Source organism: Pseudoxanthomonas japonensis (assembly GCF_043632995.1).
GTDB lineage: Bacteria > Pseudomonadota > Gammaproteobacteria > Xanthomonadales > Xanthomonadaceae > Pseudoxanthomonas_A > Pseudoxanthomonas_A japonensis.
In genome coordinates, this window is the sequence record NZ_CP171632.1 from 2211521 (window position 1) to 2235086 (window position 23566).

Here is a 23566-nt window from a genome sequence, read left to right on the forward strand (position 1 = left end):
GTCATCACTCCTGCCCTGTCTGGGCTTCGATATGCCCCACCGGGGCGAAAAGGATTGCCGCGAGCAGCTGCGCGGCGTCGTCAGGGCGTGCACACCACGACGGCAAGCCGGCGCGTGCAGTGCCCATGACCAAGTTCGTAAGGGTTCGCTCATCACCGCCAGAGGCGTGGAGCATCGCGTTCAACATCGGGCCGTACTGGCGACGGAAATGCATCACGGCGCGCTTGCAGTTGGCCAAGACCTTTTCCGCGGCGATGCGCAGGCGTTCGCCGATACCTTCGACGAAGTCGAGGACCGGATACGCACCCACGAGGTAAGGCGCGGGATCGACCAGCATGTCGAGGGGAAGCTCACGGCGGTTGCTGGCGTGAAATTCACCCTCGTAGCGCACCCAAGGCGATTCGGGGTCGCCCTGCTCCCTGCCCTTCTCGTAGACGCGCAGCTGGTTCTCCGACGTGCGACTACCGACGTAGAAGGTCTTGCCGGTACGGTTGCCCATGTCGTCAATCAGGCGCGCTTTTGGGCGCTGTCCGCGACGGTCGAAGGCGCCTTCGTTGTAGCGCTCAATCGCCCAGGCAACGGGCCAATGTCCTGCAAAGTCGTCTGCCGCAATATCGACGCGCGTGAGACGCGCATCGACAGCGCCCAGCAGTGAAGCCAGCGACGACCACCGCTGCGCATGGTCGCCGCCACTGCTGGCTTCATACAGGCGGCAGCCGTCGCCCGTGAGTTCGATACGCGCAGTACGCGTGCCGTCCTGCCGCATGGTGTGGATGCCGCCGAACTCCAAGAGGCCCACGTGCTGATCGCCGGAGCGCAGCGCGACGCGCCAGTTGAAGAATCGGCCGCGTGATTTCTCGCCGAGGTCGAACAGGTCGGGCACGAAATGCGAGGCGAGGATGCCGGCGACGGCGGGCACGCAGTTGCCGACGATGCCGTCGAGGTCATCAAGCACGGCCTGCGGATCGTCCATGAAGCGGTGAGCTTCGAGAACAGCAACAAGATCGAAAGAAGCGGCTACCCAGTCCAGCACCACCCCGATTCGTTCAGTTTCACTGACTCCCCTGTTAGACGCGGGGAGTCTGTCCGACGGCGCGCGGTGTTCGACCTCGATCACTGCACGTCCTCCGCTGCCTTGCGCTTGATGCGCTGCGCGAAGAGTTCGTCGGCGACCATGGCGTGAGCCTTGAACTCTTGGAGGCGCTTGGCGTCGCCGTAGCGGACACCTGCGTTGAAGGCGCCAACGATGCCGAAGGTGATGGCGAGCAGGCAGGCGAACAGCAGAGTGAAGGACACGCGCCGCGTGTCACTTGTTGAAGAATGGACAAGCCCAAGGCGACGGCCTCCGGCCGCCGCCGAAAAACCGTGCTGGCCGAGCGATTGCGCGGCCATTTCGGTGCGACGTGATGCAGCGGCGAGCAGCGCCGCGCGTTCCAGGGAGCAGCCGCCGTCAGCCATAGACCACCGCCACAAGCGAGCCCGTGCGCAGGACGACGCGAAACACGCGGCGACCGCGTGTTAGGAAGTTGTACCAACGGCAGTTCGCGATGGCAGCGGCTTCGTCGCAGCCGTAACAGGCGCTCATGCCCTGCCCGCCTACCTCTTCGATGATGTAGCCGTCACGCACGGGTGACAGCCTTTGCACGACGACGTGCGAGGCGTGCGCGGCGGCGGCGATGCCAGCGGATGCGGTCTATGTAGTCGAATAGATCGACGCAAGCGAGGACGACGAACGCGCCGCCCGCCATCGCGAAAAGTGCGAAAACCTGCATCAGCGTGGAGAACTGATCGGGGGTGAGCGTCACGGGCGTCATGCAGCACCAGCCTTGCGGCGAGCGCGTGCGCGGTGAAGCTCATCGGCAACCATGGCGTGAGCTTTGAATGCCTGAAGACGCTTGGCGTCGCCATACTTCACGCCGGCATTCCAGACGCCGACGATTCCGAAGGTGATCGCCAGCAGTGCGGCGAAGATAAGGAAGCCGATCATGCGGGCAGCCTTCCGAGCGGGCCGCGCGCATCGATCTTGAAACGAGGAAATTCCTTGTCGGTGGGATACGACAAGCGATCAACACTACGCCACACCGCGTTAAAGACAGGCCACTGGATGGCATCGACCAGAACGCTGTTGCAGGAATCAGTACGCGATTCCAGAACGTGATGAAACCGAAGGTTGAAGGTACGGACCTTTCGAGCGTCGCGGTATGCGGCAGCCCAGCGAGTACGTGCGGTTTGCATGATGGTGTCCCCTGCCCTAGCGCCCTAGACCCCGGTCACCCCAGCTAGGGCGCTGGGGGCCGGGAAAGTCCTCGGTCCGAGGACTGGGCACGTTGTACGCTAGGTGAGGACTATCTGTCTACAGGGTGAGGACTACGTGGACGTAAATTTTTTGCTTGACAAGTGCAAGGAAGTATGCGGGGTGAGGACTGACGGCGAATTGGCCGCAGCGCTGGGGGTTTCGAAGCAAGCACTGTCGAGCTATCGAAACGGACACAGGCTGCCCGACCCCGTGCAGTGCGCGACGATTGCCGGACTGTCGGGACTGCCTCTGGCACAGGTTATGGGAATCGTGGGAGAGGCGCGGGCGATCAGCCGGGAAGAAAAGGCCGTCTGGCGGAAGTTGGCCGGATCGGTGGCGCTGTTGCTATGCGCAATCGGATTTTCCGGAGCCGTCGCCCCGAAAGCCTTGGCGCATAAGGGTTTCGCCACCTCGTTTTCGAGCTCGGCAGCGGAAGAATGCCTATTATGTACAAGACAGTATGCAGACCAGATCAGATCCCAGCGCGGTTCTGCCGATACCAGGCCACCGCTCCCAGCAGCCCCAGCTGGCCATGCTCCACCCGCCAGACCGGCACCCGTTCCAGTTGCTCGGTCATCACGCCCTTGTTGAGGTAACGCTGCAGGAAGCGCCCGTCGTGCAGGAACTTGGGAATGTGGCCGGTCACGCCGCCGGCCAGATAGACCACACGCGCACCGAAGATGATCGCCAGATCGCCGACGACGCTGCCCAGCCAGCCGCAGAACGTCTCCAGCGTCTCCCGGGCCAGCGCATCCGAGGCCGCCGCGGCCACCAGCGCGCCCGCATCCGCGTGCACGGGCGTCGCATCGCGCAGTTCGCACAGGCACCGGTACAGATTCATCAGGCCGGGGCCGGACAACACGTGCTCGTTGTGCAGGTATGGCCGGTCCTTCAGCAATCGGCGGACGATGTCCAGCTCCAGCGCGTTGCCGGCCGCCAGTGACGCCTGGCCGACTTCGGTCGGCAGCACACGCGGCGGCTGGCCCTCGATCCAGACCGCAGCCCCCAGGCCGGTGCCGGGACCGATCACCAGGGCCGGCGACGAAACACCGGACGACACCAAGGCCGTCAACGGCGACAACGTGTCCGGCGCCAGCGTGGGCACCGCATTGGCCACCGCTTCGAAATCGTTGATCAGCTGCACCCAGGCCAACCCGGCACCGGCACGCGTCTGTTCCACCGACACGGCCCACGGCAGGTTGGAATTGATCAGCCGATCGCCTTCCAGCACGCCCGCGATCGCCACGACCGCGCCATGGCACGGCGTACCGGCCGCGTAATCGCGCAGGATCGAAGCGAGATCCGGGTGCTCCGCGCAGGCGTATCGCCGGTAGTCGTGGATCTCGTTGCCGCCGTCGGCGTCGATCCAGCCAAGCCGCGCATACGTGCCGCCCACGTCCGCCACGATGATGCGGGTGGAAACGGAATCCTTCTGTGAGGAATCGGTGGGAACGCCCGCCGGCACCTTGTTCATCATTACCGTGCCCGTCATGCGATCGCCACGTTGTCCGGAGTCTTCACCAACGCGGCAAGGATATCGCGTCGCCGTGTGCCTTGGCATCGTGGACCATTGTCTCGCACCCTCTGGCGCCCTACGCCACGGTACGTCCGGTGGCATGGCGTATGATGCCGGCATGCCCCGCGTCGCCGCCCTGCTCCGTGCCCTGCTCTGCCTTGCGCTGCTGCTCAACGGCACCGCGTATGCGCATGCCGCCACGCGCATGGCGATGGGCAACATGGGGGCGGCCGTACAGTCCGGCCACGACGACATGCCGCCATGCCACGAGAACATGGACATGGACGTGGCGATAGACGACCCGGGTGCGCCCAAGGCCGATCATCACGACGACGCTGGTCTTCCCGATTGCTGCAAGGCCGGCAGTTGCGACGGGTTCTGTGCTCAGCACGCGCCCGCACTGAGCTGGTTGGTGGTATTGGGAACACCCCGCTATCCGGCGGCCGACGCACCGGTCTACCGCGCCGATGTCCATGCCTCCGTGCGCCTGTCGCACCGTCACCGACCTCCCATCCTGGCGGCCTGACGCCGCCACGTTGCGGCTTGCCGCAGGACCGGACAGCGCCTGACGCGCGCCAGTCCCACGACCACGACGGACGCCACCGCGACAGCGGTCGGCTGTACCGACGATGCACAGGATGGTTTGAATGGAACACGATGACTCCACACCGGGGCGCCTGGGCGCGTTCCGGCCTACGCGCCGCCAGTTCGTTACCGGCCTTGCGACCGGCGGCGTCGCACTCGGCTTCGGCCTCGCCCGCATGCCCGCCTCCGCCGGGATCCCCGCGCGACGTGGCGGCGCCGCACTGGTCGCCGGCACCGATTTCGCGCTGAACATCGGCGCGATGCCGGTGAACATCTCCGGGCGCACGCGACCGGCGATCACCGTCAACAACAGCCTGCCCGCGCCCACGCTGCGCTGGCGCGAGGGCGACACCGTCACCGTCCGGGTCAGCAACCGGCTGCGCGACATGACCTCGATCCACTGGCACGGCATTCTGCTGCCGTCGAACATGGACGGCGTGCCGGGCCTGAGTTTCAACGGCATCGCGCCGGGCGAAACGTTCCAGTACCGCTTCCAGCTGAAGCAGTCGGGCGCGTACTGGTACCACAGCCACTCGTTGTTCCAGGAACAGGCGGGCCTGTATGGCGCGCTGATCGTCGATCCGCGGGAACCGGCGCCGTACCACCACGACCGCGAACACGTCGTGCTGCTGTCGGACTGGACCGACCTGGATCCCGCCGCACTGTACCGGCGGACGAAGAAGATGCCGGAGCACGACAACTACTACCAGCGCACGCTGGTGGACTTCGTCCGCGACGCGCGCCGCGATGGGCTGGGGAAGACCGTCGAGGACCGCGGCATGTGGGGGCGCATGCGGATGACGCCCACCGACATCTCCGACATCAACGCGCACACCTACACCTACCTGGTGAACGGCGCGGCGCCCGACGGCAACTGGACGGGCCTGTTCAAGCCGGGCGAGAAGGTGCTGCTGCGCTTCATCAACGGCAGCGCGATGACCTATTTCGACGTGCGCATCCCCGGCCTGAAGATGACGGTCGTCGCCGCCGACGGACAGTACATCCACCCGGTCAGCGTCGACGAGTTCCGCATCGCCGTGGCGGAGACGTTCGATGTGCTGGTCGAACCGGTGGGCCAGGACGCCTTCACGATCTTCGCGCAGGACATGGGTCGCACCGGCTACGCGCGCGGCACGCTGGCAGTGCGCGATGGGATGGAAGCGCCGATTCCCGCACGCGATCCGCGTCCGCTGCTGACGATGGCCGACATGGGCCATGACATGGGCAGCCATGGCGCCCACAAGGGCATGGAAGGCGGCTGCGGCGCGATGATGGGCGAAGGCGGCTGCGGCGCGAACATGGCGGCGATGGACCACGGTGCGCATGCCTCGACATCGGTTGCCCCGGACCATCCCGCCAGCGAGACCGGCAATCCGCTGGTCGACATGCAGTCCTCCGCCAGCGAACCCAAGCTCGACGATCCCGGCATCGGCCTGCGCGACAACGGCCGCCAGGTGCTGACCTACGGCGCGATGCGCAGCCTGTTCGACGATCCCGATGGCCGCGAGCCGAGCCGCACGGTCGAACTGCACCTGACCGGGCACATGGAGAAATTTGCCTGGTCATTCGACGGCATTCCGTTCGCCAGCGCCGAACCGTTGACGCTGAAGTACGGCGAGCGCATGCGCATCGTGCTGGTCAACGATACGATGATGCAGCATCCGATCCATCTGCACGGCGTGTGGAGTGACCTGGAGAATGCCGACGGCGATTTCCACCTGCGCAAGCACACCATCGACATGCCACCCGGCACGCGGCGCAGCTATCGGGTGCGGGCTGATGCGCTCGGACGCTGGGCCTTCCATTGCCATTTGCTGTACCACATGGAAGCCGGGATGATGCGGGAAGTGAGGATCGAGGCATGAAGACCCTCTCCCCTGCCCCGCTCCATCTCGCCAGCGCGCTTGCGGTGGCACTCGGTGCCGCGGTGCCTGCCTTTGCGCAACATCACGATCATGCGCAGCACGCGACGACAGATGCGCCGACGCAGGACGAACACGCGCAGCACGACCATGGCGCGATGTCGAATGCAGCGCCGGCAACAACAACGACATCGCCGCGCGAGCCCATCCCCGCCATCACCGCGGACGATCTGGCGGCCGCGTTCCCGGCCATCGACCACCATGCCATGCAGCACGCACCGGCGTTCAACCACAAGGTGACCTTCAACCGGCTGGAAGCCTGGGATGCCGATGAGGGCACCGGCCAGGCCTGGGAAGGCATCGCCTGGTTCGGCACCGATACCGATCGCCTGTGGCTGCGCAGCGAGGGCGAGCGTGTCGGTGGCCACACCGAGAGCGCCGATCTCGAAGTGCTGTACGGCCGCAGTGTTTCGCCCTGGTGGGATGTGGTGGCGGGTGTCCGCCACGACTTCACGCCCGGCGATGCGCGCACCTGGGCCGCCGTCGGCGTGCAGGGCATGGCGCCTTACCGGTTCGAAGTCTCGGCAACCGCGTACATCGGCGAAGACGGTCAGGTCGCCGCCAACGTCGAGGCCGAGTACACGTTGCGCATCACCAACCGCCTGGTCCTGCAGCCACTGGTGGAGGTGGACATCGCGGCGAAGGACGATCCGGACTACGGCATCGGGCGTGGCGTTTCCGGCTTCGAAGCCGGCCTGCGTCTTCGCTACGAAATTGGTCGCCGCTTCGCGCCTTACGTCGGCGTGGTGCACGAACGCGTGTTCGGCGATACCGCCGGGTATCGACGTGCCGACGGAGAATCCACGCGCGACACCCGCTGGGTCGCGGGCGTCAGGCTCTGGTTCTGATGGAGACCACCATGCGATATCGCACTCCCCTGCTTCGCGGCGCCTCGGCCGTGCTGGTCGCGGCGCTCGCCTCCGCGTGCACGCAGGCGGTTCCGCCACCTGTGAGTGCAGCCCTGGCCGCACCGACGACGAAGGCCACCGAAACCCTGCCGCGCATCACCGTGCACCGCGATGCGTATTGCGGGTGCTGCCACCTGTGGGTGGAACACCTGCGAGAAGAAGGCTTCGAGGTGGACGACCGCGTCGAGGACGACATGGGCTTGGTGAAGCAGCGTCTGGGCATCGCGCCGGCGCATGCGTCCTGCCACACCGCCGAAGTCGGCGGCTACGTGGTGGAGGGCCATGTCCCAGCGTCCGACATCCGCCGGCTGCTGAAGGAACGGCCGCCGGTCCACGGCCTCGTCCTGCCGGGCATGCCGATGGGTTCACCTGGCATGGAGGTCGAGGGCGTCGAGGCCGAGGCATACACCGTGCTCAAGGTAGATCACGACGGCACGACGTCTACCTACGCGCAGCACCAACCATGAACCCCTGAAACACATGCGGCCGCCCGAAGGCGGCCGCACGGCAACGCAGCGCGTTTACTTGACCTTGGCGTAGGTCGCCTTGAACGCGACGCCGCTCATGATGCCGCCCGCATGGCACTCATAGTTGGTGGCGCTGCGGAACTCCTTCTTCTTGAAGTAACTGACGATGTCGATGACCGCGTTGGCGCCGCGGTCCTTGGCGCCTTCCTGCAACGCCTTCAGCGCCGACAGTGCCACCCAGCGGCAGGACTCGGCATCGGACTTGCCCACGCCATTGGTCTTCTTGTTGGTGACGTCCTCGCCGAAACGGGACACCACGGCCGGCGTCTTCTGGCCGGCGAGATAGAAGCGCACGCTGCCATCGATGCCGGCGGCCTTCGCCTCCGGCGAGTTGATCAGGTCCTGCAGCGGCAGTTCGAGGCGCGTATCGGCGGCGAACGCCGGGGCGGCGGCCAGCATCAGGCAGGTCACACCGGTGGTCAGAAGTCGTTTCAAGGTCTAGCTCCTGGGGGATGGGCGGCCGGGCCGCTGAAGATGGAAGCTTGCCAACCCGGATGTTCGGGCGGCGTGGAGGACCGCATCGACGCCATCGCAGGCGTCACTGGATGGGCGGAACATCCTCGTCGGGTCCGATCTCGATGGTGTTCTGCTCATCCTGGAACTGCACCCTGAAATCGCCTCGGCGCAGCCACGCTGCCGTGTCGGCGGCCAGTGCGTCGCTGATCTTGCTCAGCGACGAGCACCCGCCGCGGAACATCGTCATCGTCCGCCGGTACGGCTGGAACTGGCCGATGAGCTTGCCGTCCTCGAACAGATCGGCCCGGATCACGGCCCACTTGGGACCGGAGAAGCCACCGCCTTCCGCACTGCGCATGTGCATGATGCGGATACGCAGGGTACGGCCAGGCACCGTATCCAGATCCTGGTCCGTGAGTTCCACCAGTCCTTTCGAGTACTCGACCAGGTGCGCCGGCAGTTCTTCCGCCCATTCGCACTCCTTCATGAACTCCGGATACCCCGCGTAGCCATCGCGCAGTGTGATCGTGGGGCTGGTGCGGATGACATCGCTGGCAACGGCCGATGCCAGCGGTGTCGCCAGCGCCAGGGCCATCCACACGCGCATCAGTACGCGGTTCAAGGCGCCGTGCTCGCGGCATCGGGCTGGTGAAATACCGGCGAGTTCTGGATATCGAACGCCAGGTTGCGGATCCAGCGGTTGTAGTTGCCGTGGATCTCGGGCGTGCCGCGCTTGATCTCGTAGTTCATCTCCCTGCTGGAGACGTACTCGATCTTGAAGCCGTTGGCGTCGTAGCGCACCGCCACGATGACCTCGTGCGTGCGTGGCGCATAGCGCAGCGTGACCTTGCCGGGCTCGCTGTCGGTGACCGTCCAGCCTCGCGACTTGCCGGCATGGATGATCGCGGCCTTGATGCGTGCGGCCGTGGGCGCGATGCCGTTGGTGGATTCCACCTTCTCGTAAACCGGGATCACCATCGGGTCCTGCTTGCCGGCGATGGCGGGCGCACAGGCAGCGGCCAGTACGGCCGCCAACAGCAACGAAACGGAACGCTTGCTCATCCTTCCCCCTGTTGTCGTTGGAAACGCCGGTGCGGGCACCCCTGCCCGCTCGCTCACCAGCGCTTGAAGATCAGCGACGTGTTGATGCCGCCGAAAGCGAAGTTGTTGTTCATCACGTAATCGGTCTGCAGTTCGCGGCCCTCACCGGTGATGTAGTCCAGGTCGGCACATCGCGGATCCCGCTCCTCCAGGTTGAGCGTGGGGGCGAACCAGCCCTCGCGCATCATCTGCAGCGTGATCCACGACTCGTAGGCACCGCAGGCGCCGAGCGTGTGGCCGACGTAGCTCTTCAGCGAACTGATCGGCATGCGGCTGCCGAACACCGCCGCGGTCGCCGCCGTCTCGGCGATGTCGCCGTGATCGGTGGCGGTGCCATGCGCATTGACGTAGCCGATCGCATCCGGTTCCAGCCCTGCATCCTCCAGCGCCAGCCGCATCGCCTGCGCCATCGTGTCGGCGCTCGGCTGGGTGACGTGCTGGCCGTCGCTGTTGGTCCCGTAGCCGACGATCTCGGCCAGGATGCTGGCGCCGCGCGCCTGCGCATGTTCCAGGTCCTCCAGGATCAGCGTGCACGCACCCTCGCCCAGCACCAGGCCGTCGCGGTTGGCGTCGAACGGGCGCGGCGTGAGTTCCGGCTGATGGTTGCGCACGCTGGTGGCGAACAGCGTGTCGAACACCGCCGCCGCCGTGGCATCCAGCTGCTCGGCGCCACCGGCGATCATTGCGACCTGCTTGCCGCTGCGCACCGCTTCGTAGGCACAGCCGACACCCTGGCTGCCCGACGTGCAGGCGCTCGACGTGGTGTACACACGACCGGTCAACCCGAAGAACACCCCGATGTTCACCGGCGCGGTGTGGCTCATCATCTTCAGGTACGTGGTCGCGTTGATGCCTTCGGTGGTGAGGTTGTTGAGCATGCGACCGAAGTCGCCGACCGCCTCGTGGCTGCCCGCGGACGAGCCGTATGACACGCCCACCCGCCCGCTCTTCAGTACCGGATTGCCCAGCAGGCCCGCCTGCTCCAGCGCCAGTTCGGTCGCGCGCACGGACATCAGGGCAACGCGGCCCATGCTGCGTGTGGTCTTGCGGTTGTAGTGCGATGGCAACTCGAAGGCTTCGGCCGGCGCGGCCAGGCGGGTGTTCAGCCCTTCGTACTTCGCCCAGTCGTCCATGTGGCGCACGGCATTGCGGCATTCGCGCAGGCGCAGATGCACGCTGGGCCAGTCGTGGCCGAGTGGACTGATGGTACCGGCGCCCGTCACCACCACGCGTCGATCGTTGCGACTCATCCGACCAGTCCTCCGTTGACCGAGATCACCTGGCGGGTGACGTACGACGCCTGCGGCGACATCAGGAACGACACCACCGCGGCCACTTCCTCCGGCTTGCCGACGCGCTTCATCGGAATCATCTTGAGCGCCTCGTCCACCACTTCGCCACTGACCATCTCGGTGTCGATCAGGCCTGGCGCGACACAGTTCACCGTGATCTCGCGGCTGGCCAGTTCCAGCGCCAGCGCCTTGGTCGCGCCGATGATGCCGGCCTTGGCCGCGCTGTAGTTCACCTGTCCGCGGTTGCCCACCAGGCCCGACACCGACGACAGCGTGACGATGCGGCCGGGCTTGCGCCGCCGCACCATCGGCATGACCAGCGGATTGAGGATGTTGTAGAAGCCGTCGAGGTTGGTGCGCAGCACGTCGTCCCAGTCCTCGGCGCTCATCGCCGGGAAGGCGGTGTCGCGCGCGATGCCGGCGTTGCAGACGACGCCGTGGTAGGTGCCGTGTTCGCCGATGTCCGCCTCCAGCGCATGCGCCGCGGCGGCGCGGTCGGCCACGTCGAAGGCGAGCACGCGCGCCGCGCGGCCCAGTCCGCGGATCTGGCCGGCGACGGCTTCCGCTTCGTCCACCCGGCTGCGGCAATGCACGACGACATCGAAGCCGTCCTGCGCCAGCCGCAGCGCGATCGCCTTCCCGATGCCCCGGCTCCCCCCGGTGACCAGGACCGTATTCTCTGCACTCATTCCTGCGTACTCTCCAGATAGGCCATCGCGTCCGGCGGTTCGAACACCGACACGTTGGCGGTCGCCAGTTCCTCGCCCTCCCCCAGGATGCGGCAGCGGAACATGCCCAGCCCATTGTCGCCCAGCAGCTCGCGGATCGCCTCCACCCGCAGCACGGTACCGGCCGGGAACCAGGAGGTGCGGCTCTCGTAGCGGCGGGTGCCCAGCAGGAAGCCGATCGACGGTTCGCGCCCCGCAGCCCGCGCGTGGCATCCCGCCCACGCCGCGATGGTCTGCGCCATGTATTCCACGCCGACCCAGGCCGGCACGCCTTCGGCATGGCTGAACGGTCCTTCCTCGGGCACGCGCAGCTCGACGGCCACGGTGTCCTCGTCCCAGTCCACCAGCCGGTCGACCAGGCGCATCGTCCCGCGATGCGGCACCACGCGTTCGATGTCGTACAACTCGCGCATCACTCCCCTCCGAACACCAGCACGGCATTGCTGCCGCCGAATGCGAACGACTGACTCAGCACGTGGCGCAGCGGTCCGTTCGCACGATCGCCGGGCGCGACAAAGGCCAGCGGCGGCAGCGTGGGATCCGACGCCCCGTCCCACCAGTGCGGCGGCAGGCGATGCTCGGGATTGTCGGTCATCGCCAGCCAGCAGAGACCCGCCTCGACCGCACCGGCCGCGCCCAGCGTGTGGCCGGTCAATGGCTTGGTGGAACTGACCGGCACGGCGCCGCCCAGTGCCGTCGTCACCGCCCGGCTCTCCATCGCATCGTTCTGCGGCGTAGCCGTGCCGTGCAGGTTCACGTAGTCGATCTGCGCCGGCGACAGTCCCGCCCGCGCCAGCGCCAGGCGGATGGCTTCAATGGCGCCGATGCCCTGCGGTTCGGGTGCGGAGATGTGGTGCGCATCCGCGGTTTCGCCCCACCCTGCCAGCCGCACCGCGCCGGGTGCGCGCGTCATCAGGAACAGGGACGCGCCTTCGCCGATGTTGATGCCGTGGCGGTGCGCGGAGAACGGATTGCAGCGCTCGGTCGAGACCGATTCCAGCGCCATGAACCCGCGCACGGTGAACTCGCACAGCGAATCGGCACCCCCGGTGATGACCGCATCGACCAGGCCGGCGCGCAGCAGGCGGGCGGCGGACGCCATCGCCTTCGCGCTGGAGGAACAGGCCGTGGAAATCGTCCAGGCCGGCCCACGGGCGCCGGACTCGGCCGCGAGGAAGCGCGAGGGCGCGCCGATTTCCTGCTGCACGTAGTGGAAGCCTGCGGGCCACCCGCGGTGCTGCTGCCAGTGCGCCATCGCCCGCTCGGCTTCGCCGATGCCCGAGGTGCTGGTGCCCACCACGATGGCGACGCGCGCGGGGCCATACCGTTCGATGGCCTGCTGCACGGGGTCGTGGATCTGCAGGTAGGCCGCGCGCAGCAGCGCGTTGTTGCGGCCACGCAGCTGCACGGCATGGTGGTCGAGCGAGGGCAGCCCGTCGGCCACCTTGCCCAATGCCAGCGCATGTCCGGGCACGAGCGTGTCGTCGACGGCCACACCCCCCGGCGCATCGTCGCGGAAGAGCGCCGTGCGCACCGAGGCGATGTCCCCGCCGAGCGCACAGACGATGCCCAGGTGATTCAGAAAGATCGGCGCGTCGCTCACGGGTCCTGGACTCCGCCAGCCACCGATTCGATCGTCAGCTCGTAGTCGTCGGCGCCATTGCGGACACGCAGTGTGCCGGCATCCACCTGCTCGCGCTGCAGCCAGACCTGGCCGTTCCTGCGCAGCTCCCGGAACGCGCCGCGCTCGACCAGTTCCCAGTCCGCAGGGAGGGCGGCGCGGATGGCATCCGCGGGCCACAGGCTGAACTGCACATCGTCGAGGACGCGCTCGCCACGCACCGCAGCGGGCAGCCACGGCGCGCGCTGCTCTGCCAGATGCTTGCCATCCCATTGCAGGCTCACGCCGGTCCGGCCCATCGCCTGCACGGCCAGCCGCACCTCGCTGGCGTCGACTTCGAGCAGTGCATCCACCTCACGCAGGTGCGTGCCGAAACGGAACACCAGCCGCTGCTGCACGGCCAGTTCATGGCCCAGCGCGGACGGTGCCAGGCGCAACGCAGGCAGCTCGACCGCCGGCCTGGCCGGCCGCGTCGCGCACGCGGCCAGCAGCACGCACAGCAACAGGACGATCAGCCGCTGCACAGTTGCTCCAGCACCTGCAGGCGGCGCTGCGTATCGGCGACATAGGGATTCTTCTTGTCCCACGCATAGCCGGCCAGGATCGAACAGATCATGCGACGGATGTCGGGCTGCGGATCGGGATGGAAGATGATCTTCTGGAAGCCGCCGGCGTACCACGACTCCACGAAACGGCGGAACGTCTGCACGCCACCGCGCAGCGGTACCGAATAGTCGGCTTCCCAGTCCACGGTTTCGCCGGCGTAGTGCCGGCGCAGGCATTCGCTCGCCAGCTGCGCCGACTTGAACGCGATGGTCACGCCCGACGAGAACACCGGGTCGAGGAACTCGCCGGCATTGCCGAGCAGCGCATACCCCGGCCCCCACAGCGACGACACGTTGGCCGAGTACCCGGTGATCTGCCGTACCGGCAGCACCGCCCACTCCGCATTCTTCAGCAGGCGTGTGAGGTTGGGGTCTTCACCGACGATCGCCTGCAGCCGCTCCAGATCGGTGCCCTGGTAGCGGTTGAGGAAGTCCATCTCGGCGACCACGCCCAGCGAGCAGCAGCCATTGGAGAACGGGATGGTCCAGTACCACACGTCGACATGCTCGGGATGCGTGGTGATCAGGATCTTGTTGCGGTCGAAGCCGGCGTCGTGCGGGATGTGGTCGCGCACATGGGTGAAGATCGCACCGCGCACCGGGAAATTGGATGGCGACTCCAGCTTCAGCAGGCGCGGCAGCAAGCGCCCGAAGCCGCTGGCATCGAGCATGAAGTCCGCTTCGATAACGTACTCCTCCCCTTCCGGCGAGCGCACGGTCACGCGCGGCGTGTCGCCCGGTTCGGCCGAGAGCACCTCATGGCGGTAACGCACTTCCGCCCCCATGCGCTCGGCGCCTTTCGCCAGCACATGGTCGAAGTCGGCGCGTTGCACCTGGTAGGTCGTACCCCAGCCCGGCGAGAACTTGTCGCGGAAATCGAACTCCGTGGTGCGTTCGCCGCGCACGAAGGCTGCGCCGTTCTTGTACTGGAAGCCGGCCTGCACCACGTCCTGCAGCAGGCCTGCCGCCTCGATGTACTCCATGCTCTGCGGCAGCAGGCTCTCGCCGATGGAGAAGCGCGGAAACTGCTCGCGCTCGACGATCAGGACCTTGCGCCCCTGCTGCCGCAGCATCGCCGCGGCCACAGACCCGGCCGGGCCGGCGCCGATGATCAGGATGTCAGTGCGTTCGGTTTTCATGCAGCGGTGTTTCCATGCGAGGAGGAGTCATCCGGCGGGGGCCGGAACAGGGGCGACAGCAACCAGACCAGGCCGATGCCGAACAGCAGCGTCAGGCCGAATGCGCGCAACGCCGGTGTGGCCGACAGGCCCAGCAGGCCGAACGAGAGCCAGGTGCTCGCCGCGCCGACGCAGACCGCCAGCCACGCGCTGGCATCGCCCCGGTGTTCGACCAGGAAAATCCCGTAGTCGATGCCCATGCCGAGCAGCAGCATCAGCGCCAGCACGTTGAACAGCTGCAACGGCTGGCCGAGCCAGCCCAGCAAAGAGATGGTCAGCACGCCTGCCAGCAAGGTGGGCGTGATTACCCGCCAGGCCTGGGCGCGGTAGCGGAACGCCAGGACGGCGAACACGACCACGACGCCGGCCAGCAGCAACCACGACATCATGTGTCGGTAGTGCGTGAGCAGGCGTGAAATATCCGCAGTGCGGTCGACCCAGCGCACGCCGTCCAGGCCGTCGGCCTGCGCGGCGAACGTGGCCAGCGCGTCCGGGCGCGACAGGTCGTTGACCATCACCACCGACGCCATGCCCTGCCCCACCTGTCCCAGCCAGAGATGGCGTACGGGCAGCGACGCGGGGGATGCGAGGAAGGCGTCGATCTCCATCGCAGAGGCAGCGAACGCGCCACGCGACAGCGACTCGCCGGTGGCGGCCGACAAGCGCTCCAGTACTTCCTGCTCGACGCGCGCGGTCAACGCAGCATCGGTCGCCTGCTGCCGCTGCGAAGGCAGCCAGTCGCTCAGTGCGCGATGACCACCCACCTGTCCCTTGGCCTCGGCACGGCGCAAACGTTCGACCAGTTGCTCTTCGCGCTGCAGGACCTGCTCCGCATCGCGACCCTGCACCAGAAAGAACTGCGCCGGACTGGGCATGCCCAGCAGCCGACCGACATCGCGCTGCTGCGCGATCAGGTCCGGCGGCGACGATTGCAGGCCGCGCAGGTCGTCGTTGCCCTGCACGCGCATCAGTCCCGGCACAACGACCACCAGCACCACCACGGCGAGCACGATGCCGGCGCGACGCGTCGCCAGCCGCGGCCAGCGCGCCAGCGTGCCGCCCAGCCAGCGCGAGAACCCGGTCGTTCGGACCTGCCCGCCATCGAGCCAGGGGAAGAAGAAGATCACCGTCAGGAACGCCGCCGTCAGTCCGACCACGGAGAACAGCGCCATCTGCCGCAGGCCGGGAAACGGCGCCAGACCCAGCGCCAGGTAGGCCATGGCGCTGGTCAGCAGCGCCAACCACAGGCCGGGCAGCAGGTGCCGCAGCAGCGACCACCGTCGCTCGCTGGCCACGCCCTGGCGCGAGGCGAACCAGTGGATGCCGTAGTCCTCCGCCACGCCGACCAGGCTGGCGCCGAAGATCAGCGTGAGCAGATGGATCTTGCCGAAGACGAGTACCGTCACCGTCAGCGCGACCGCGCAGCCGACCAGCAGCGACACCGCCACCAGCAGCAGCGGACGCAGCGAGCGGAACGCCAGCCAGACCAGCAGCAGGACGGCCGCCAGCGATCCCCAGCCGATGGTGTTCACCTCGCGGTTCGCCTGTACCGCGGCAGCTTCCGCATGCAGGGGAACGCCCGCGTTCAATACGCGGAGATCGGGAACGGCGGCCTTCGCCGCCGCCGTCGCACCATCCAGCACGTCATGAAGATGCCGTTCGCCGTCCAGCCGGAATGCGGATCCTTTCAGAGTGAATTGCATCACCGCCCAGTGGCGGTCCTCGGCCTGCAGCAGGCCGTCACCGTCCAGTGCCATGCCGGAGGCAGCGGCCTGCGCCTGCCACCACTGCGGCCACAGTCCGAGCGGATCGCTGCGCCACTCGGTGAGGCGTGGTGCGCCCATCGGGCCGTACAGCGCCGCCAGCGCGGACTCCGCCAGTGCGTCGGACGAGGTTGTTTCGAGCGCTTCGCGCTGTGCCGGTGTCAGCAGGCGATCCCGGTGAGGCGCCAGGGCGTCACGCGCCTGGGTGAACCAGTCTTCCGGCGAGCCCGTCGTCGCCAGCATGGCCTGCGCGGCCGGGGTCGCCAGTGCCCCCGCGAACATCTGCCGTGCCTTCAGCGCGGACTCGGCATCCTCCGCGCCCAGCATCACCACGACATCGCGTGAACTGTTGTCGGCGATACGCCGCGTGGCATCGGCCACCGTGGGATCGCCCGCTTCCTGCGGCAGCAGCGCCAGCACGTCGCTGTCGATGCGTGGCACCTGCCAGAACCGCCACTGGTGCCAGGCCACGGCGACCAACACCAGCAGCCACGCGAGCGCGAGCCATCGCCAGCCACGCAATGGATGGCCCGACGTTGCGGGAAGTGCAGGATCAGTCAAACCGGGCCGCCTCGTCGCGCGACAGCGTGGCCGGCGCTTCGCTCATGCCGCTGAAGCGCAGGCGGGTGAGGTCGCCATTGGCTTCGCGCAGCTCCACGTCGCGGACATAGCGGTCGCCGGACAGCCGTACCGAGGTGAAGGCCTGCGCCAGCTGCCGCGAACGCGGTACCAGCGTCATCTTCCAGCCGCCTGCCGCCGGTTCCTCCTTCACGTCGAAGGTCGAGGTCAGCGCTTTCATGTCGCCGCTCATCAGCGCGAACATCATCGCGTTGACGCTGCGCAGCCCGGGTTGCTGCTTGCCGTCCACCTCCACCCGGCTGCTGCCGTCGCGCTGGCGGCTGAGGATGCGGTCCTGGGTGATGACGATCTCCGACGGGAACGGCGCGGTGGTGGTCCACAGCACGCCCTTGTCGCGGGCGAGCAGGAAGCGGCCGTTCGAGCGCAGCGGGTTCTTGAAGCCGGCGACCTGCTTCTCCTGCGCGAACTCGCCGCGCAGCACCGGCACCTGCGCCACCTGGGCGCGCACCTGCGCAAGCGGGTCGGCGGCGGCGGCCGGCAGTACGACAACGCCTGCAACAGCGAGCACGAGAACGGACACGAGTCCGCGGATCGTCTTCATGGTGTATCGACTCCCAGCCGCTCCCAGAGCACCGGCGGGCACACATACCGCATCTCGCCTGAAGCGGCGTCGACCGCGACCTGGATGGTGTGCGCACGCGTCAGCACGTCGCCGCTGGCGGCGTCGCGGATCTCGTACTCCATCTTCAGCCGGTTCTCCCACTCGCTGATGCGGGCCGCCACGATCACCGGCTGGGCGTACAACAGCGGCCGGATGTACTTCACCCGGGTGTCGACGATCGGCCACATATAGCCGGACGCGTGCATCTGCGGGTAGTCGTAGTCGAAGCGCTGCAGCAGCGCGCAGCGCGCGATCTCCAGATACTTGAAGTAATGCCCGTGCCAGACCACCTGCATGGCGTCGCAATCATGGAAGGCCGGACTGAGCCGGATCTCGATGGCGAAGTCGTCGCGGTCAGCCGACATAGACATCCCAGCGTCCTGCACGGATGTCGACCAGCAGCTGGCGCAGCTCGCCGTCCAGCGCGCGATCCTCTTCGACCAGCGCGATGCGCTGCTGCAGGTCGGCATACATCGCCGCCGGTCCCTCGCCCAGCGTCGACTGCAGGCCGACGCGCTCGCGCAGGGCCAGCGCCTGGCGCGCGGCGATCAGCATGCCGGCGACGACCTGTTCGGTCAGTTCGATCACGCGCAGGCAGTCGCGCGCGGCGATGGTGCCCATGCTGACCTTGTCCTGGTTGTGGCACTCGGTGGAACGGGAGAACACCGAGGCCGGCATCGTCAGCTTCAGCGCTTCCGCCGTCCATGCCGACACGCTGATCTGCAGCGCCTTCAGGCCATGGTTGATGGCCGCGCGCGGTCCTGTCGCACCGGACAGGTTCGCCGGCAGGCCGTGGCTGTAGCGCGCGTCGACGATCAGCGCCAACTGGCGGTCGAGCAGATCGGCGACGTTGGCGACGGTGTTCTTCAGCGAATCCATCGCGAAGGCGATGTGGCCGCCGTAGAAGTGGCCGCCATGCAGGATCTGCTCGCGCTCGGGATCGATCAGCGGATTGTCGTTCGCGCTGTTGAGCTCGGTTTCGATCAACTGGCGCAGGAACGGCAACGCGTCCTCCAGCACACCGATCACGTGTGGCGCGCAGCGAAGCGAGTAGCGGTCCTGCAGGCGCTGTTCGTTGCGGGGCGGCCGGTCGCTGTGCAGGTCCTCGCGCAGCCGTTGCGCCACGCGGGACTGGCCGGGGTGCGGCTTGGCGGCGAACAGCACGGCGTCGAAGTGGTGCGCGTTGCCATCGGCCGCCAGCACGTTGAAGGCGGTCAACCGCGTGGCCAGGCGCGACAGGTATTCCGCGCGATGGAACGCCAGGCACGCCAGCGCGGTCATCACGGCGGTGCCGTTCATGATCGCCAGGCCTTCCTTCGGGCGCAGCGTCAGCGGCGCCATGCCGATCTCGGCCAGCGCGTCGCGCGCCGGACGTTGCCGCCCGCCATGCATGACCTCGCGTTCGCCGCAAAGCACCGCCGCCACGTAGGACAGCGGGGTCAGGTCGCCGCTGGCGCCGACCGAACCTTCGGCGGGAATCAGCGGCAGCACGTCATGGCGCAACAGCGTCGCAAGTCCTTCCAGCAGCGGCAGGCTGACCCCCGACATGCCGCGCACCAGCGACGCCAGCCGCGCGGCAAGCACGGCACGCGTCTCGGTTTCGTCGAGGAACCGGCCCAGGCCGCAGCCGTGGTAGGTGTACAGGTGGTGCGGCAGTTCCGCGACCAGCGCCGGCGGGATGTTCACCGTGCAGGAATCGCCATAGCCGGTGGTGACGCCGTAGATGACGCCCTCTTCCTCCAGCAGCCGGCTGAGGAAGTCGGCACCACGCGCGATCCGCGCCCGGAAAGCCGGATCGTCCGACAGCACGGCCGGTGCACGCCGCTGCGCGAGCGCGACCACGTCCTCGATGCGCAGGGGCGAGTCGCCGAACACGGGCGCCACGGGTTCATTCATTGCGGGCGTCATGCGGTACCTGATCCCAGAAGGGGTAGAAGTTGAACCAGTCGTACGGAGACAAGCGGACCTGCCGCTCCATCCATGCCGAGAACTGCGCAGCGTAGCCGGCCAGGGCTGCGTCGCGCGAGCCGCGCGGCAGCACGATGCGGTCGGCGAAGGCCTCCAGCCGCACTTCGTAACCGTCGCCATCATGCGTGCAGGCCATGGTGAACACGGGGCAGCGCAGTGCCGATCCGAGCACGTAAGCGCCGATGGGGAACGGCGCATCGTGGCCCAGGAAGGGGGCGACCACGCTGCGCCCGCCGCGCAACGGCACGCGGTCGCCGGCGATGGCGATGAATTCCCCGCGCGCCACGCGCTCGGCCAGTTTCACGGCATCGGCCGGCCCCAGGTCGGTGACCTGCAACAGTTCGACCCGGCTGCCCGCGTCCAGCCGCCGGATCAGCCGGTTGAAGCGCTCGGCATGGGCGGTATGCACCAGTGCGGTCAGCCGGAAACCGGGCACCAGGTCGGCCATCACCTGGCACAGCTCCAGGCAGCCGAGATGTGCGGTGACGATCAGCCCGCCCTCGCCCGCCTGCACGCGCGCCAGCACGTCCTGCCTCAGCATCCGCACCTTGTCGACGGGATAGCGCTGCCCCAGCGCCAGGATCTTGTCGAGCATGGTCTCGGCGAACATCGCGAAGTGATGCAGGCTCTGCCGCATGCCGGGGCGCGGCGACGGCACCCCCTGATACTCGTGCGCGCGATGCAGGTACTGCAGCGACGCGCGCCGCGCCGTGCCGTTGAGCAGCCAGTGGACGAAGACCACCGGATACACGCACACCCGGAACGGCCAGCGGCCCAGCCAGCGATGCACCGCGCAGAGCAGCAGGATGCCGCGCACCGACGTGGACTCGCCGATGTCGGCCCAGTGCTCGCTGCGGCCACTCATGATGTCGCCACCGGAGTACGACGGACGAGCAGGCGCGGCAGCCGCCGCACCATGCCGAAGAACAGGCGCGTATGCATGCGACTGATGCGCACGTTGTCGCGCCATACGTCGAAGTGCGACACGCCATCGAGCGGGTAAGTCACCCGCGTCGGCAGGTTGCGGACGACGATGCCACGCCAGAACAACCGCACCAGCACTTCCACGTCGAAATCCATGCGACGCCCGATGGTTTCCTCGTCGATCAGGCGCAGCACCGGCGGCAGCGGATAGACACGGAAGCCGCACATGGAATCGCGGATGGCGAACGACACCGTGTTGATCCATACCCAGACATGGGTGAGGTAACGGCCGTAGAGCCGCCCCTTCGGCACGCTCGCGTCGTACAGCGGCACGCCGCACACGACATCGGCCGGATGCGCCTGCGCATCGGCGAGGAAGCGCGGGATGTCGGCCGGGTCGTGCTGGCCGTCGGCATCGATCTGCAGGACATGGGTATATCCGTGGCCACCCGCGTCGCGGAACCCGGCCAGCACCGCCCCGCCCTTGCCCTGGTTGATGGGCAGGCGCAGCAGTCGCACGCGCGGCGCATACAGCGCCGTCAGCCGGTCGAGTTCGCGTGCGCACGACTCACCCGAGCCGTCGTCCACCAGCAGGCATGGCGTGCCGCTCGCCAGCACGCCCTCCACCATCGTGGCGATCGCATGCTCGTGGTCGAACACCGGGATCACCACCAGCGGGCGGAAACCGGCCGACGTCGGCGCAGCATCATTCGCCATCGGCGAACACCACGCGACCGCTCGCATGCGCACCGTGCACCGAGGTATAGCGGAACACCAGCGTGCCCCGCTCCGCCTGCCATTCGAGATCCAGCCGGATCAGGTCGCCGGGACGCGCCACCCGCTGGAACTTCAAGGCCTCCATGCGCAGGAAACGCGGCGGCATGGCGAACGCTTCGCGCGCGAACTGCACCGCCCAGTCGATCTGGGCCACACCCGGCAGGATCGCCGCCTGGGTGAAATGACCGTCGAACACCGCCAGCGAAGCATCCAGCAGCAACTCGACGTGCGCCCGGCCGGATTCGCGCAGCGTCCAGTGTGGCTCGGGCCGTTCAGGACGGAACAGCGCGGTCAACGCCGCTTCGGTCACCTTGCCTTGCGCGTTGGACGGCAACGCCACCACGAAGCGCCAGCGGCGTGGACGCGTGACGGCATCCTGCGTCGCCGCCAGGTGTCGCGACAAGGACTGCGACAACGCACGGCGCGATGCTGCATCGGCCGGCACCGGCACGCCGTCGGCCATCGCGACCACCGCTGCCAGCGCGCTGCGTGCGCCACCGAGCAGCAGCACGCGCGCGTCCTTCACCGCGGGATGCGCCTGCATCTGGCGTTCGAGCGCGTCGAGCGACACGCGCCGCTCCTCGACTTTCACGATGCGGTCGGCCCGCCCCAGCAGACGGAAACCGCCGGCCGCTTCGGCTTCGGCGCGGTCCTGGCTGCGCCACCACGCATCCCCGGACAGATGGGGCGAATGTACTTCGAGCACGCCATCCTGCACGCGCCACTCGACGCCGGGCAGCGGGTGCCAGACCGGCACTTCCGTCTCCCAGCGACGCCAGGCGATGCCGCCGGTCTCGCTGCTCCCGAGGATCTCGGTGGGCGGCACGCCGAGCAGGCGGGCAACCTCGTGTGCCGCCTCGGCGGGCAGCGCGCCGCCCGAGGAGAACACGGCACGCAGTTTCCCGTGCAGCGATGCCCACGACAGCTGTGCCGGCAGACGCTTCAGATGCGCGGGGCTGGCGACCAGCACCGCATCCTGCCCGTCCATCGCCGCCAGCAGGTCTTCGGGAAAGAACGCCCGCGACACGATGGCGCGCCCGGCCGCCAGCGGCCACAGCACGCGGAACAGCAGTCCGTAGATGTGCTGGTGCGAGACGGTGCCGTGCACGGCCACGCCGTCGAGCGGCGTGCCGAGCGCCGCTTCCAGCGCATGCACCTCGGCGTCGAGCTGGCGAAGCCGCTTCTCGATGGCGACCGGTTCACCGGTGCTGCCCGAGGTGAACACGACCAGGCGCGTCGTGTCGGCGTCGAGCGCCACCATCGCGGCATCGGCATCCGGCGCATGATCCGGCGCGGGCATATCGCTCTCGATCCAGTCGCCGGCGAAGCCATCCACCCGCGTCCGCAGGCGCGCCTGGGTACCGGTCAGCGCATCGCCGGGCAGCACCACGGTCTTGCCGGCGTGCCATGCACCGTAAAGCGCCGCGGCGAAACGCGCGGCGTCCTCGAAATGGAGCGCCCAGGTGTCGCCGGCCCGCGCGCGGAAACTCGCCTGCCAGTGCAGAACTTCGCGATGGAAGTTCGCATGGTCCGCGGACGCGGCGCCTGCGGCGAGGAACGCGCGTCCCGGCAAGGGCCGCACGGCGACGTCGGCGAGCGCGCGCCAGTCAGCCATGCCGGTACCCCGCCTTCACCCGCTGCCGCACCAGCCATTCGGCCCCGAACAGCAGGCCGATCAGCGCATACGCGATCAGGCCGTTGTAGAGCGCCCAGGCGCGGTCCGACATCCACAACGCCGTGACCAGCGCGAGCGCGCCATTGAAGACGAAGAACCCGCACCACACCTGGGTGACGCGGCGCGTATAGGCCACGCCGGCGGGCGGCAGGTCGGGCTCGGTCATGCGTGCGATGCGTTCGACCGCCGAGGGCGGGAAGACCAGGCTGGTCGCGAACACGACCAGCATCACCGCGTTGATCAGCGCCGGGTACAGCTTCAAGGGCAGCGCTTCATTGAAAGCCGTGGCGAGCGCCGCCAGCAGTGCGGCGCCGGCCGCCGCGACCAGCCAGATGGCCTGCCGCGTCGCGATGGCGCGCAGCACGGCCAGGACCAGCAGCAACACCGCCAGCCAACGCGGCTCGAAGCGGCCCATCGCCCAGTACACCACCAGGGGATACGCCACCGACAACGCCACGAAGATGGCCGCGCCTATCCGGGACAC

General features: G+C 67.8%; 29 protein-coding genes. 5 read left to right on the top strand and 24 right to left on the bottom strand.

Going from position 1 to position 23566, the window contains the following annotated elements:
* Nucleotides 1-4: 4 nt before the first annotated feature.
* From ACGHX3_RS10050 to ACGHX3_RS10075, 6 genes are read right to left on the bottom strand one after another with little or no spacing between them, the layout of a single operon-like run.
* Nucleotides 5-1117: a replication initiation factor domain-containing protein gene (locus ACGHX3_RS10050; RefSeq protein ID WP_394694851.1), complete on the bottom strand. Its 1113-nt coding sequence runs from the start codon at nucleotides 1115-1117 to the stop codon at nucleotides 5-7.
* The gene (locus ACGHX3_RS10055; protein ID WP_394694852.1) at nucleotides 1114-1458 is read right to left on the bottom strand and encodes a hypothetical protein; all 345 of its coding nucleotides are present in this window, start codon (nucleotides 1456-1458) and stop codon (nucleotides 1114-1116) included. The genes ACGHX3_RS10050 and ACGHX3_RS10055 overlap by 4 nt, the downstream gene beginning before the upstream one ends.
* Nucleotides 1451-1627 (bottom strand): hypothetical protein, encoded by a 177-nt coding sequence (locus tag ACGHX3_RS10060; RefSeq protein WP_394694853.1) that lies wholly within the window; start codon nucleotides 1625-1627, stop codon nucleotides 1451-1453. Before ACGHX3_RS10060 ends, ACGHX3_RS10055 begins: the two co-directional genes overlap by 8 nt.
* The gene (locus ACGHX3_RS10065; protein ID WP_394694854.1) at nucleotides 1620-1814 is read right to left on the bottom strand and encodes a hypothetical protein; all 195 of its coding nucleotides are present in this window, start codon (nucleotides 1812-1814) and stop codon (nucleotides 1620-1622) included. The genes ACGHX3_RS10060 and ACGHX3_RS10065 overlap by 8 nt, the downstream gene beginning before the upstream one ends.
* Nucleotides 1811-1987 (bottom strand): hypothetical protein, encoded by a 177-nt coding sequence (locus ACGHX3_RS10070; RefSeq protein WP_394694855.1) that lies wholly within the window; start codon nucleotides 1985-1987, stop codon nucleotides 1811-1813. Before ACGHX3_RS10070 ends, ACGHX3_RS10065 begins: the two co-directional genes overlap by 4 nt.
* Complete coding sequence (locus tag ACGHX3_RS10075) at nucleotides 1984-2235, bottom strand: hypothetical protein (protein ID WP_394694856.1); 252 nt, start codon at nucleotides 2233-2235, stop codon at nucleotides 1984-1986. The genes ACGHX3_RS10070 and ACGHX3_RS10075 overlap by 4 nt, the downstream gene beginning before the upstream one ends.
* A gap of 181 nt (nucleotides 2236-2416) precedes the next feature.
* Between ACGHX3_RS10075 and ACGHX3_RS10080 the strand changes: the two genes are divergently transcribed.
* A complete protein-coding gene (locus tag ACGHX3_RS10080; RefSeq protein ID WP_394694857.1) occupies nucleotides 2417-2887 on the top strand; it encodes a helix-turn-helix domain-containing protein in 471 nt (156 codons plus the stop codon).
* Here ACGHX3_RS10080 and ACGHX3_RS10085 read toward each other — a convergent pair.
* Nucleotides 2769-3770: a glucokinase gene (locus tag ACGHX3_RS10085; protein WP_394697269.1), complete on the bottom strand. Its 1002-nt coding sequence runs from the start codon at nucleotides 3768-3770 to the stop codon at nucleotides 2769-2771. The genes ACGHX3_RS10080 and ACGHX3_RS10085 overlap by 119 nt on opposite strands.
* Before the next feature lie 160 nt (nucleotides 3771-3930).
* Here ACGHX3_RS10085 and ACGHX3_RS10090 point away from each other — a divergent pair, with 160 nt between their 5' ends.
* The 4 genes from ACGHX3_RS10090 to ACGHX3_RS10105 all read left to right on the top strand — a co-directional run bounded on the left by ACGHX3_RS10090 (nucleotide 3931) and on the right by ACGHX3_RS10105 (nucleotide 7694).
* Complete coding sequence (locus ACGHX3_RS10090) at nucleotides 3931-4338, top strand: CopL family metal-binding regulatory protein (RefSeq protein WP_394694858.1); 408 nt, start codon at nucleotides 3931-3933, stop codon at nucleotides 4336-4338.
* Nucleotides 4339-4459: 121 nt separating this feature from the next.
* Nucleotides 4460-6262 (top strand): copper resistance system multicopper oxidase, encoded by a 1803-nt coding sequence (locus ACGHX3_RS10095; RefSeq protein WP_394694859.1) that lies wholly within the window; start codon nucleotides 4460-4462, stop codon nucleotides 6260-6262.
* Nucleotides 6259-7167, top strand: coding sequence for a copper resistance protein B (locus ACGHX3_RS10100; RefSeq protein ID WP_394694860.1), 909 nt, complete (start codon nucleotides 6259-6261; stop codon nucleotides 7165-7167). The genes ACGHX3_RS10095 and ACGHX3_RS10100 overlap by 4 nt, the downstream gene beginning before the upstream one ends.
* An 11-nt stretch (nucleotides 7168-7178) precedes the next feature.
* On the top strand, nucleotides 7179-7694 hold the full coding sequence (locus ACGHX3_RS10105) for a DUF411 domain-containing protein (protein WP_394694861.1): 516 nt from the start codon (nucleotides 7179-7181) through the stop codon (nucleotides 7692-7694).
* 54 nt (nucleotides 7695-7748) lie between these two features.
* Here ACGHX3_RS10105 and ACGHX3_RS10110 read toward each other — a convergent pair whose 3' ends face one another.
* The 17 genes from ACGHX3_RS10110 to ACGHX3_RS10190 form a co-directional block, all read right to left on the bottom strand.
* Nucleotides 7749-8189 (bottom strand): excinuclease ATPase subunit, encoded by a 441-nt coding sequence (locus ACGHX3_RS10110; protein WP_238391239.1) that lies wholly within the window; start codon nucleotides 8187-8189, stop codon nucleotides 7749-7751.
* A gap of 103 nt (nucleotides 8190-8292) precedes the next feature.
* A complete protein-coding gene (locus ACGHX3_RS10115; protein ID WP_394694862.1) occupies nucleotides 8293-8832 on the bottom strand; it encodes a hypothetical protein in 540 nt (179 codons plus the stop codon).
* A complete protein-coding gene (locus tag ACGHX3_RS10120; protein WP_394694863.1) occupies nucleotides 8829-9272 on the bottom strand; it encodes a hypothetical protein in 444 nt (147 codons plus the stop codon). The genes ACGHX3_RS10115 and ACGHX3_RS10120 overlap by 4 nt, the downstream gene beginning before the upstream one ends.
* Nucleotides 9273-9325: 53 nt before the next feature.
* The gene (locus tag ACGHX3_RS10125) at nucleotides 9326-10561 is read right to left on the bottom strand and encodes a beta-ketoacyl-ACP synthase (protein WP_313928898.1); all 1236 of its coding nucleotides are present in this window, start codon (nucleotides 10559-10561) and stop codon (nucleotides 9326-9328) included.
* On the bottom strand, nucleotides 10558-11292 hold the full coding sequence (gene fabG, locus ACGHX3_RS10130; RefSeq protein ID WP_213604273.1) for a 3-oxoacyl-ACP reductase FabG: 735 nt from the start codon (nucleotides 11290-11292) through the stop codon (nucleotides 10558-10560). Before fabG ends, ACGHX3_RS10125 begins: the two co-directional genes overlap by 4 nt.
* The gene (locus ACGHX3_RS10135) at nucleotides 11289-11744 is read right to left on the bottom strand and encodes a hotdog family protein (RefSeq protein ID WP_162337833.1); all 456 of its coding nucleotides are present in this window, start codon (nucleotides 11742-11744) and stop codon (nucleotides 11289-11291) included. The genes fabG and ACGHX3_RS10135 overlap by 4 nt, the downstream gene beginning before the upstream one ends.
* The gene (locus tag ACGHX3_RS10140) at nucleotides 11744-12934 is read right to left on the bottom strand and encodes a beta-ketoacyl-ACP synthase (protein ID WP_394694864.1); all 1191 of its coding nucleotides are present in this window, start codon (nucleotides 12932-12934) and stop codon (nucleotides 11744-11746) included. The genes ACGHX3_RS10135 and ACGHX3_RS10140 overlap by 1 nt, the downstream gene beginning before the upstream one ends.
* On the bottom strand, nucleotides 12931-13476 hold the full coding sequence (locus ACGHX3_RS10145; protein WP_394694865.1) for a DUF3261 domain-containing protein: 546 nt from the start codon (nucleotides 13474-13476) through the stop codon (nucleotides 12931-12933). Before ACGHX3_RS10145 ends, ACGHX3_RS10140 begins: the two co-directional genes overlap by 4 nt.
* Complete coding sequence (locus tag ACGHX3_RS10150) at nucleotides 13464-14696, bottom strand: NAD(P)/FAD-dependent oxidoreductase (RefSeq protein ID WP_313928900.1); 1233 nt, start codon at nucleotides 14694-14696, stop codon at nucleotides 13464-13466. Before ACGHX3_RS10150 ends, ACGHX3_RS10145 begins: the two co-directional genes overlap by 13 nt.
* Nucleotides 14693-17059: an MMPL family transporter gene (locus ACGHX3_RS10155; RefSeq protein WP_394694866.1), complete on the bottom strand. Its 2367-nt coding sequence runs from the start codon at nucleotides 17057-17059 to the stop codon at nucleotides 14693-14695. Before ACGHX3_RS10155 ends, ACGHX3_RS10150 begins: the two co-directional genes overlap by 4 nt.
* Entirely contained in the window at nucleotides 17052-17678 is a 627-nt protein-coding gene (locus ACGHX3_RS10160) for an outer membrane lipoprotein carrier protein LolA (protein WP_394694867.1), read from the bottom strand. The genes ACGHX3_RS10155 and ACGHX3_RS10160 overlap by 8 nt, the downstream gene beginning before the upstream one ends.
* Nucleotides 17675-18103: an acyl-CoA thioesterase gene (locus tag ACGHX3_RS10165; RefSeq protein ID WP_394697270.1), complete on the bottom strand. Its 429-nt coding sequence runs from the start codon at nucleotides 18101-18103 to the stop codon at nucleotides 17675-17677. Before ACGHX3_RS10165 ends, ACGHX3_RS10160 begins: the two co-directional genes overlap by 4 nt.
* A complete protein-coding gene (gene hutH, locus ACGHX3_RS10170) occupies nucleotides 18093-19634 on the bottom strand; it encodes a histidine ammonia-lyase (protein ID WP_394694868.1) in 1542 nt (513 codons plus the stop codon). Before hutH ends, ACGHX3_RS10165 begins: the two co-directional genes overlap by 11 nt.
* Nucleotides 19627-20571 (bottom strand): acyltransferase, encoded by a 945-nt coding sequence (locus tag ACGHX3_RS10175; protein ID WP_394694869.1) that lies wholly within the window; start codon nucleotides 20569-20571, stop codon nucleotides 19627-19629. Before ACGHX3_RS10175 ends, hutH begins: the two co-directional genes overlap by 8 nt.
* Nucleotides 20568-21347, bottom strand: coding sequence for a glycosyltransferase family 2 protein (locus tag ACGHX3_RS10180; protein ID WP_394694870.1), 780 nt, complete (start codon nucleotides 21345-21347; stop codon nucleotides 20568-20570). Before ACGHX3_RS10180 ends, ACGHX3_RS10175 begins: the two co-directional genes overlap by 4 nt.
* A complete protein-coding gene (locus ACGHX3_RS10185) occupies nucleotides 21337-23022 on the bottom strand; it encodes an AMP-binding protein (protein WP_394694871.1) in 1686 nt (561 codons plus the stop codon). The genes ACGHX3_RS10180 and ACGHX3_RS10185 overlap by 11 nt, the downstream gene beginning before the upstream one ends.
* Nucleotides 23015-23566 carry a hypothetical protein gene (locus ACGHX3_RS10190; RefSeq protein WP_394694872.1) on the bottom strand — a complete coding sequence of 184 codons (552 nt, stop codon included), beginning with the start codon at nucleotides 23564-23566 and terminating at the stop codon, nucleotides 23015-23017. Before ACGHX3_RS10190 ends, ACGHX3_RS10185 begins: the two co-directional genes overlap by 8 nt.

Excerpts from the sequence above, each read along its gene's own strand:
- ACGHX3_RS10055 (WP_394694852.1), bottom strand. The coding sequence starts at position 1,458 with ATGGCTGACGGCGGCTGCTCCCTGGAACGCGCGGCGCTGCTCGCCGCT.
- ACGHX3_RS10065 (WP_394694854.1), bottom strand. The coding sequence starts at position 1,814 with ATGACGCCCGTGACGCTCACCCCCGATCAGTTCTCCACGCTGATGCAG.
- ACGHX3_RS10070 (WP_394694855.1), bottom strand. The coding sequence starts at position 1,987 with ATGATCGGCTTCCTTATCTTCGCCGCACTGCTGGCGATCACCTTCGGA.
- ACGHX3_RS10075 (WP_394694856.1), bottom strand. The coding sequence starts at position 2,235 with ATGCAAACCGCACGTACTCGCTGGGCTGCCGCATACCGCGACGCTCGA.
- ACGHX3_RS10085 (WP_394697269.1), bottom strand. The coding sequence starts at position 3,770 with ATGAACAAGGTGCCGGCGGGCGTTCCCACCGATTCCTCACAGAAGGAT.
- ACGHX3_RS10090 (WP_394694858.1), top strand. The coding sequence starts at position 3,931 with ATGCCCCGCGTCGCCGCCCTGCTCCGTGCCCTGCTCTGCCTTGCGCTG.
- ACGHX3_RS10095 (WP_394694859.1), top strand. The coding sequence starts at position 4,460 with ATGGAACACGATGACTCCACACCGGGGCGCCTGGGCGCGTTCCGGCCT.
- ACGHX3_RS10100 (WP_394694860.1), top strand. The coding sequence starts at position 6,259 with ATGAAGACCCTCTCCCCTGCCCCGCTCCATCTCGCCAGCGCGCTTGCG.
- ACGHX3_RS10105 (WP_394694861.1), top strand. The coding sequence starts at position 7,179 with ATGCGATATCGCACTCCCCTGCTTCGCGGCGCCTCGGCCGTGCTGGTC.
- ACGHX3_RS10120 (WP_394694863.1), bottom strand. The coding sequence starts at position 9,272 with ATGAGCAAGCGTTCCGTTTCGTTGCTGTTGGCGGCCGTACTGGCCGCT.
- ACGHX3_RS10125 (WP_313928898.1), bottom strand. The coding sequence starts at position 10,561 with ATGAGTCGCAACGATCGACGCGTGGTGGTGACGGGCGCCGGTACCATC.
- fabG (WP_213604273.1), bottom strand. The coding sequence starts at position 11,292 with ATGAGTGCAGAGAATACGGTCCTGGTCACCGGGGGGAGCCGGGGCATC.
- ACGHX3_RS10135 (WP_162337833.1), bottom strand. The coding sequence starts at position 11,744 with ATGCGCGAGTTGTACGACATCGAACGCGTGGTGCCGCATCGCGGGACG.
- ACGHX3_RS10150 (WP_313928900.1), bottom strand. The coding sequence starts at position 14,696 with ATGAAAACCGAACGCACTGACATCCTGATCATCGGCGCCGGCCCGGCC.
- ACGHX3_RS10160 (WP_394694867.1), bottom strand. The coding sequence starts at position 17,678 with ATGAAGACGATCCGCGGACTCGTGTCCGTTCTCGTGCTCGCTGTTGCA.
- ACGHX3_RS10165 (WP_394697270.1), bottom strand. The coding sequence starts at position 18,103 with ATGTCGGCTGACCGCGACGACTTCGCCATCGAGATCCGGCTCAGTCCG.
- hutH (WP_394694868.1), bottom strand. The coding sequence starts at position 19,634 with ATGAATGAACCCGTGGCGCCCGTGTTCGGCGACTCGCCCCTGCGCATC.
- ACGHX3_RS10175 (WP_394694869.1), bottom strand. The coding sequence starts at position 20,571 with ATGAGTGGCCGCAGCGAGCACTGGGCCGACATCGGCGAGTCCACGTCG.
- ACGHX3_RS10180 (WP_394694870.1), bottom strand. The coding sequence starts at position 21,347 with ATGGCGAATGATGCTGCGCCGACGTCGGCCGGTTTCCGCCCGCTGGTG.
- ACGHX3_RS10185 (WP_394694871.1), bottom strand. The coding sequence starts at position 23,022 with ATGGCTGACTGGCGCGCGCTCGCCGACGTCGCCGTGCGGCCCTTGCCG.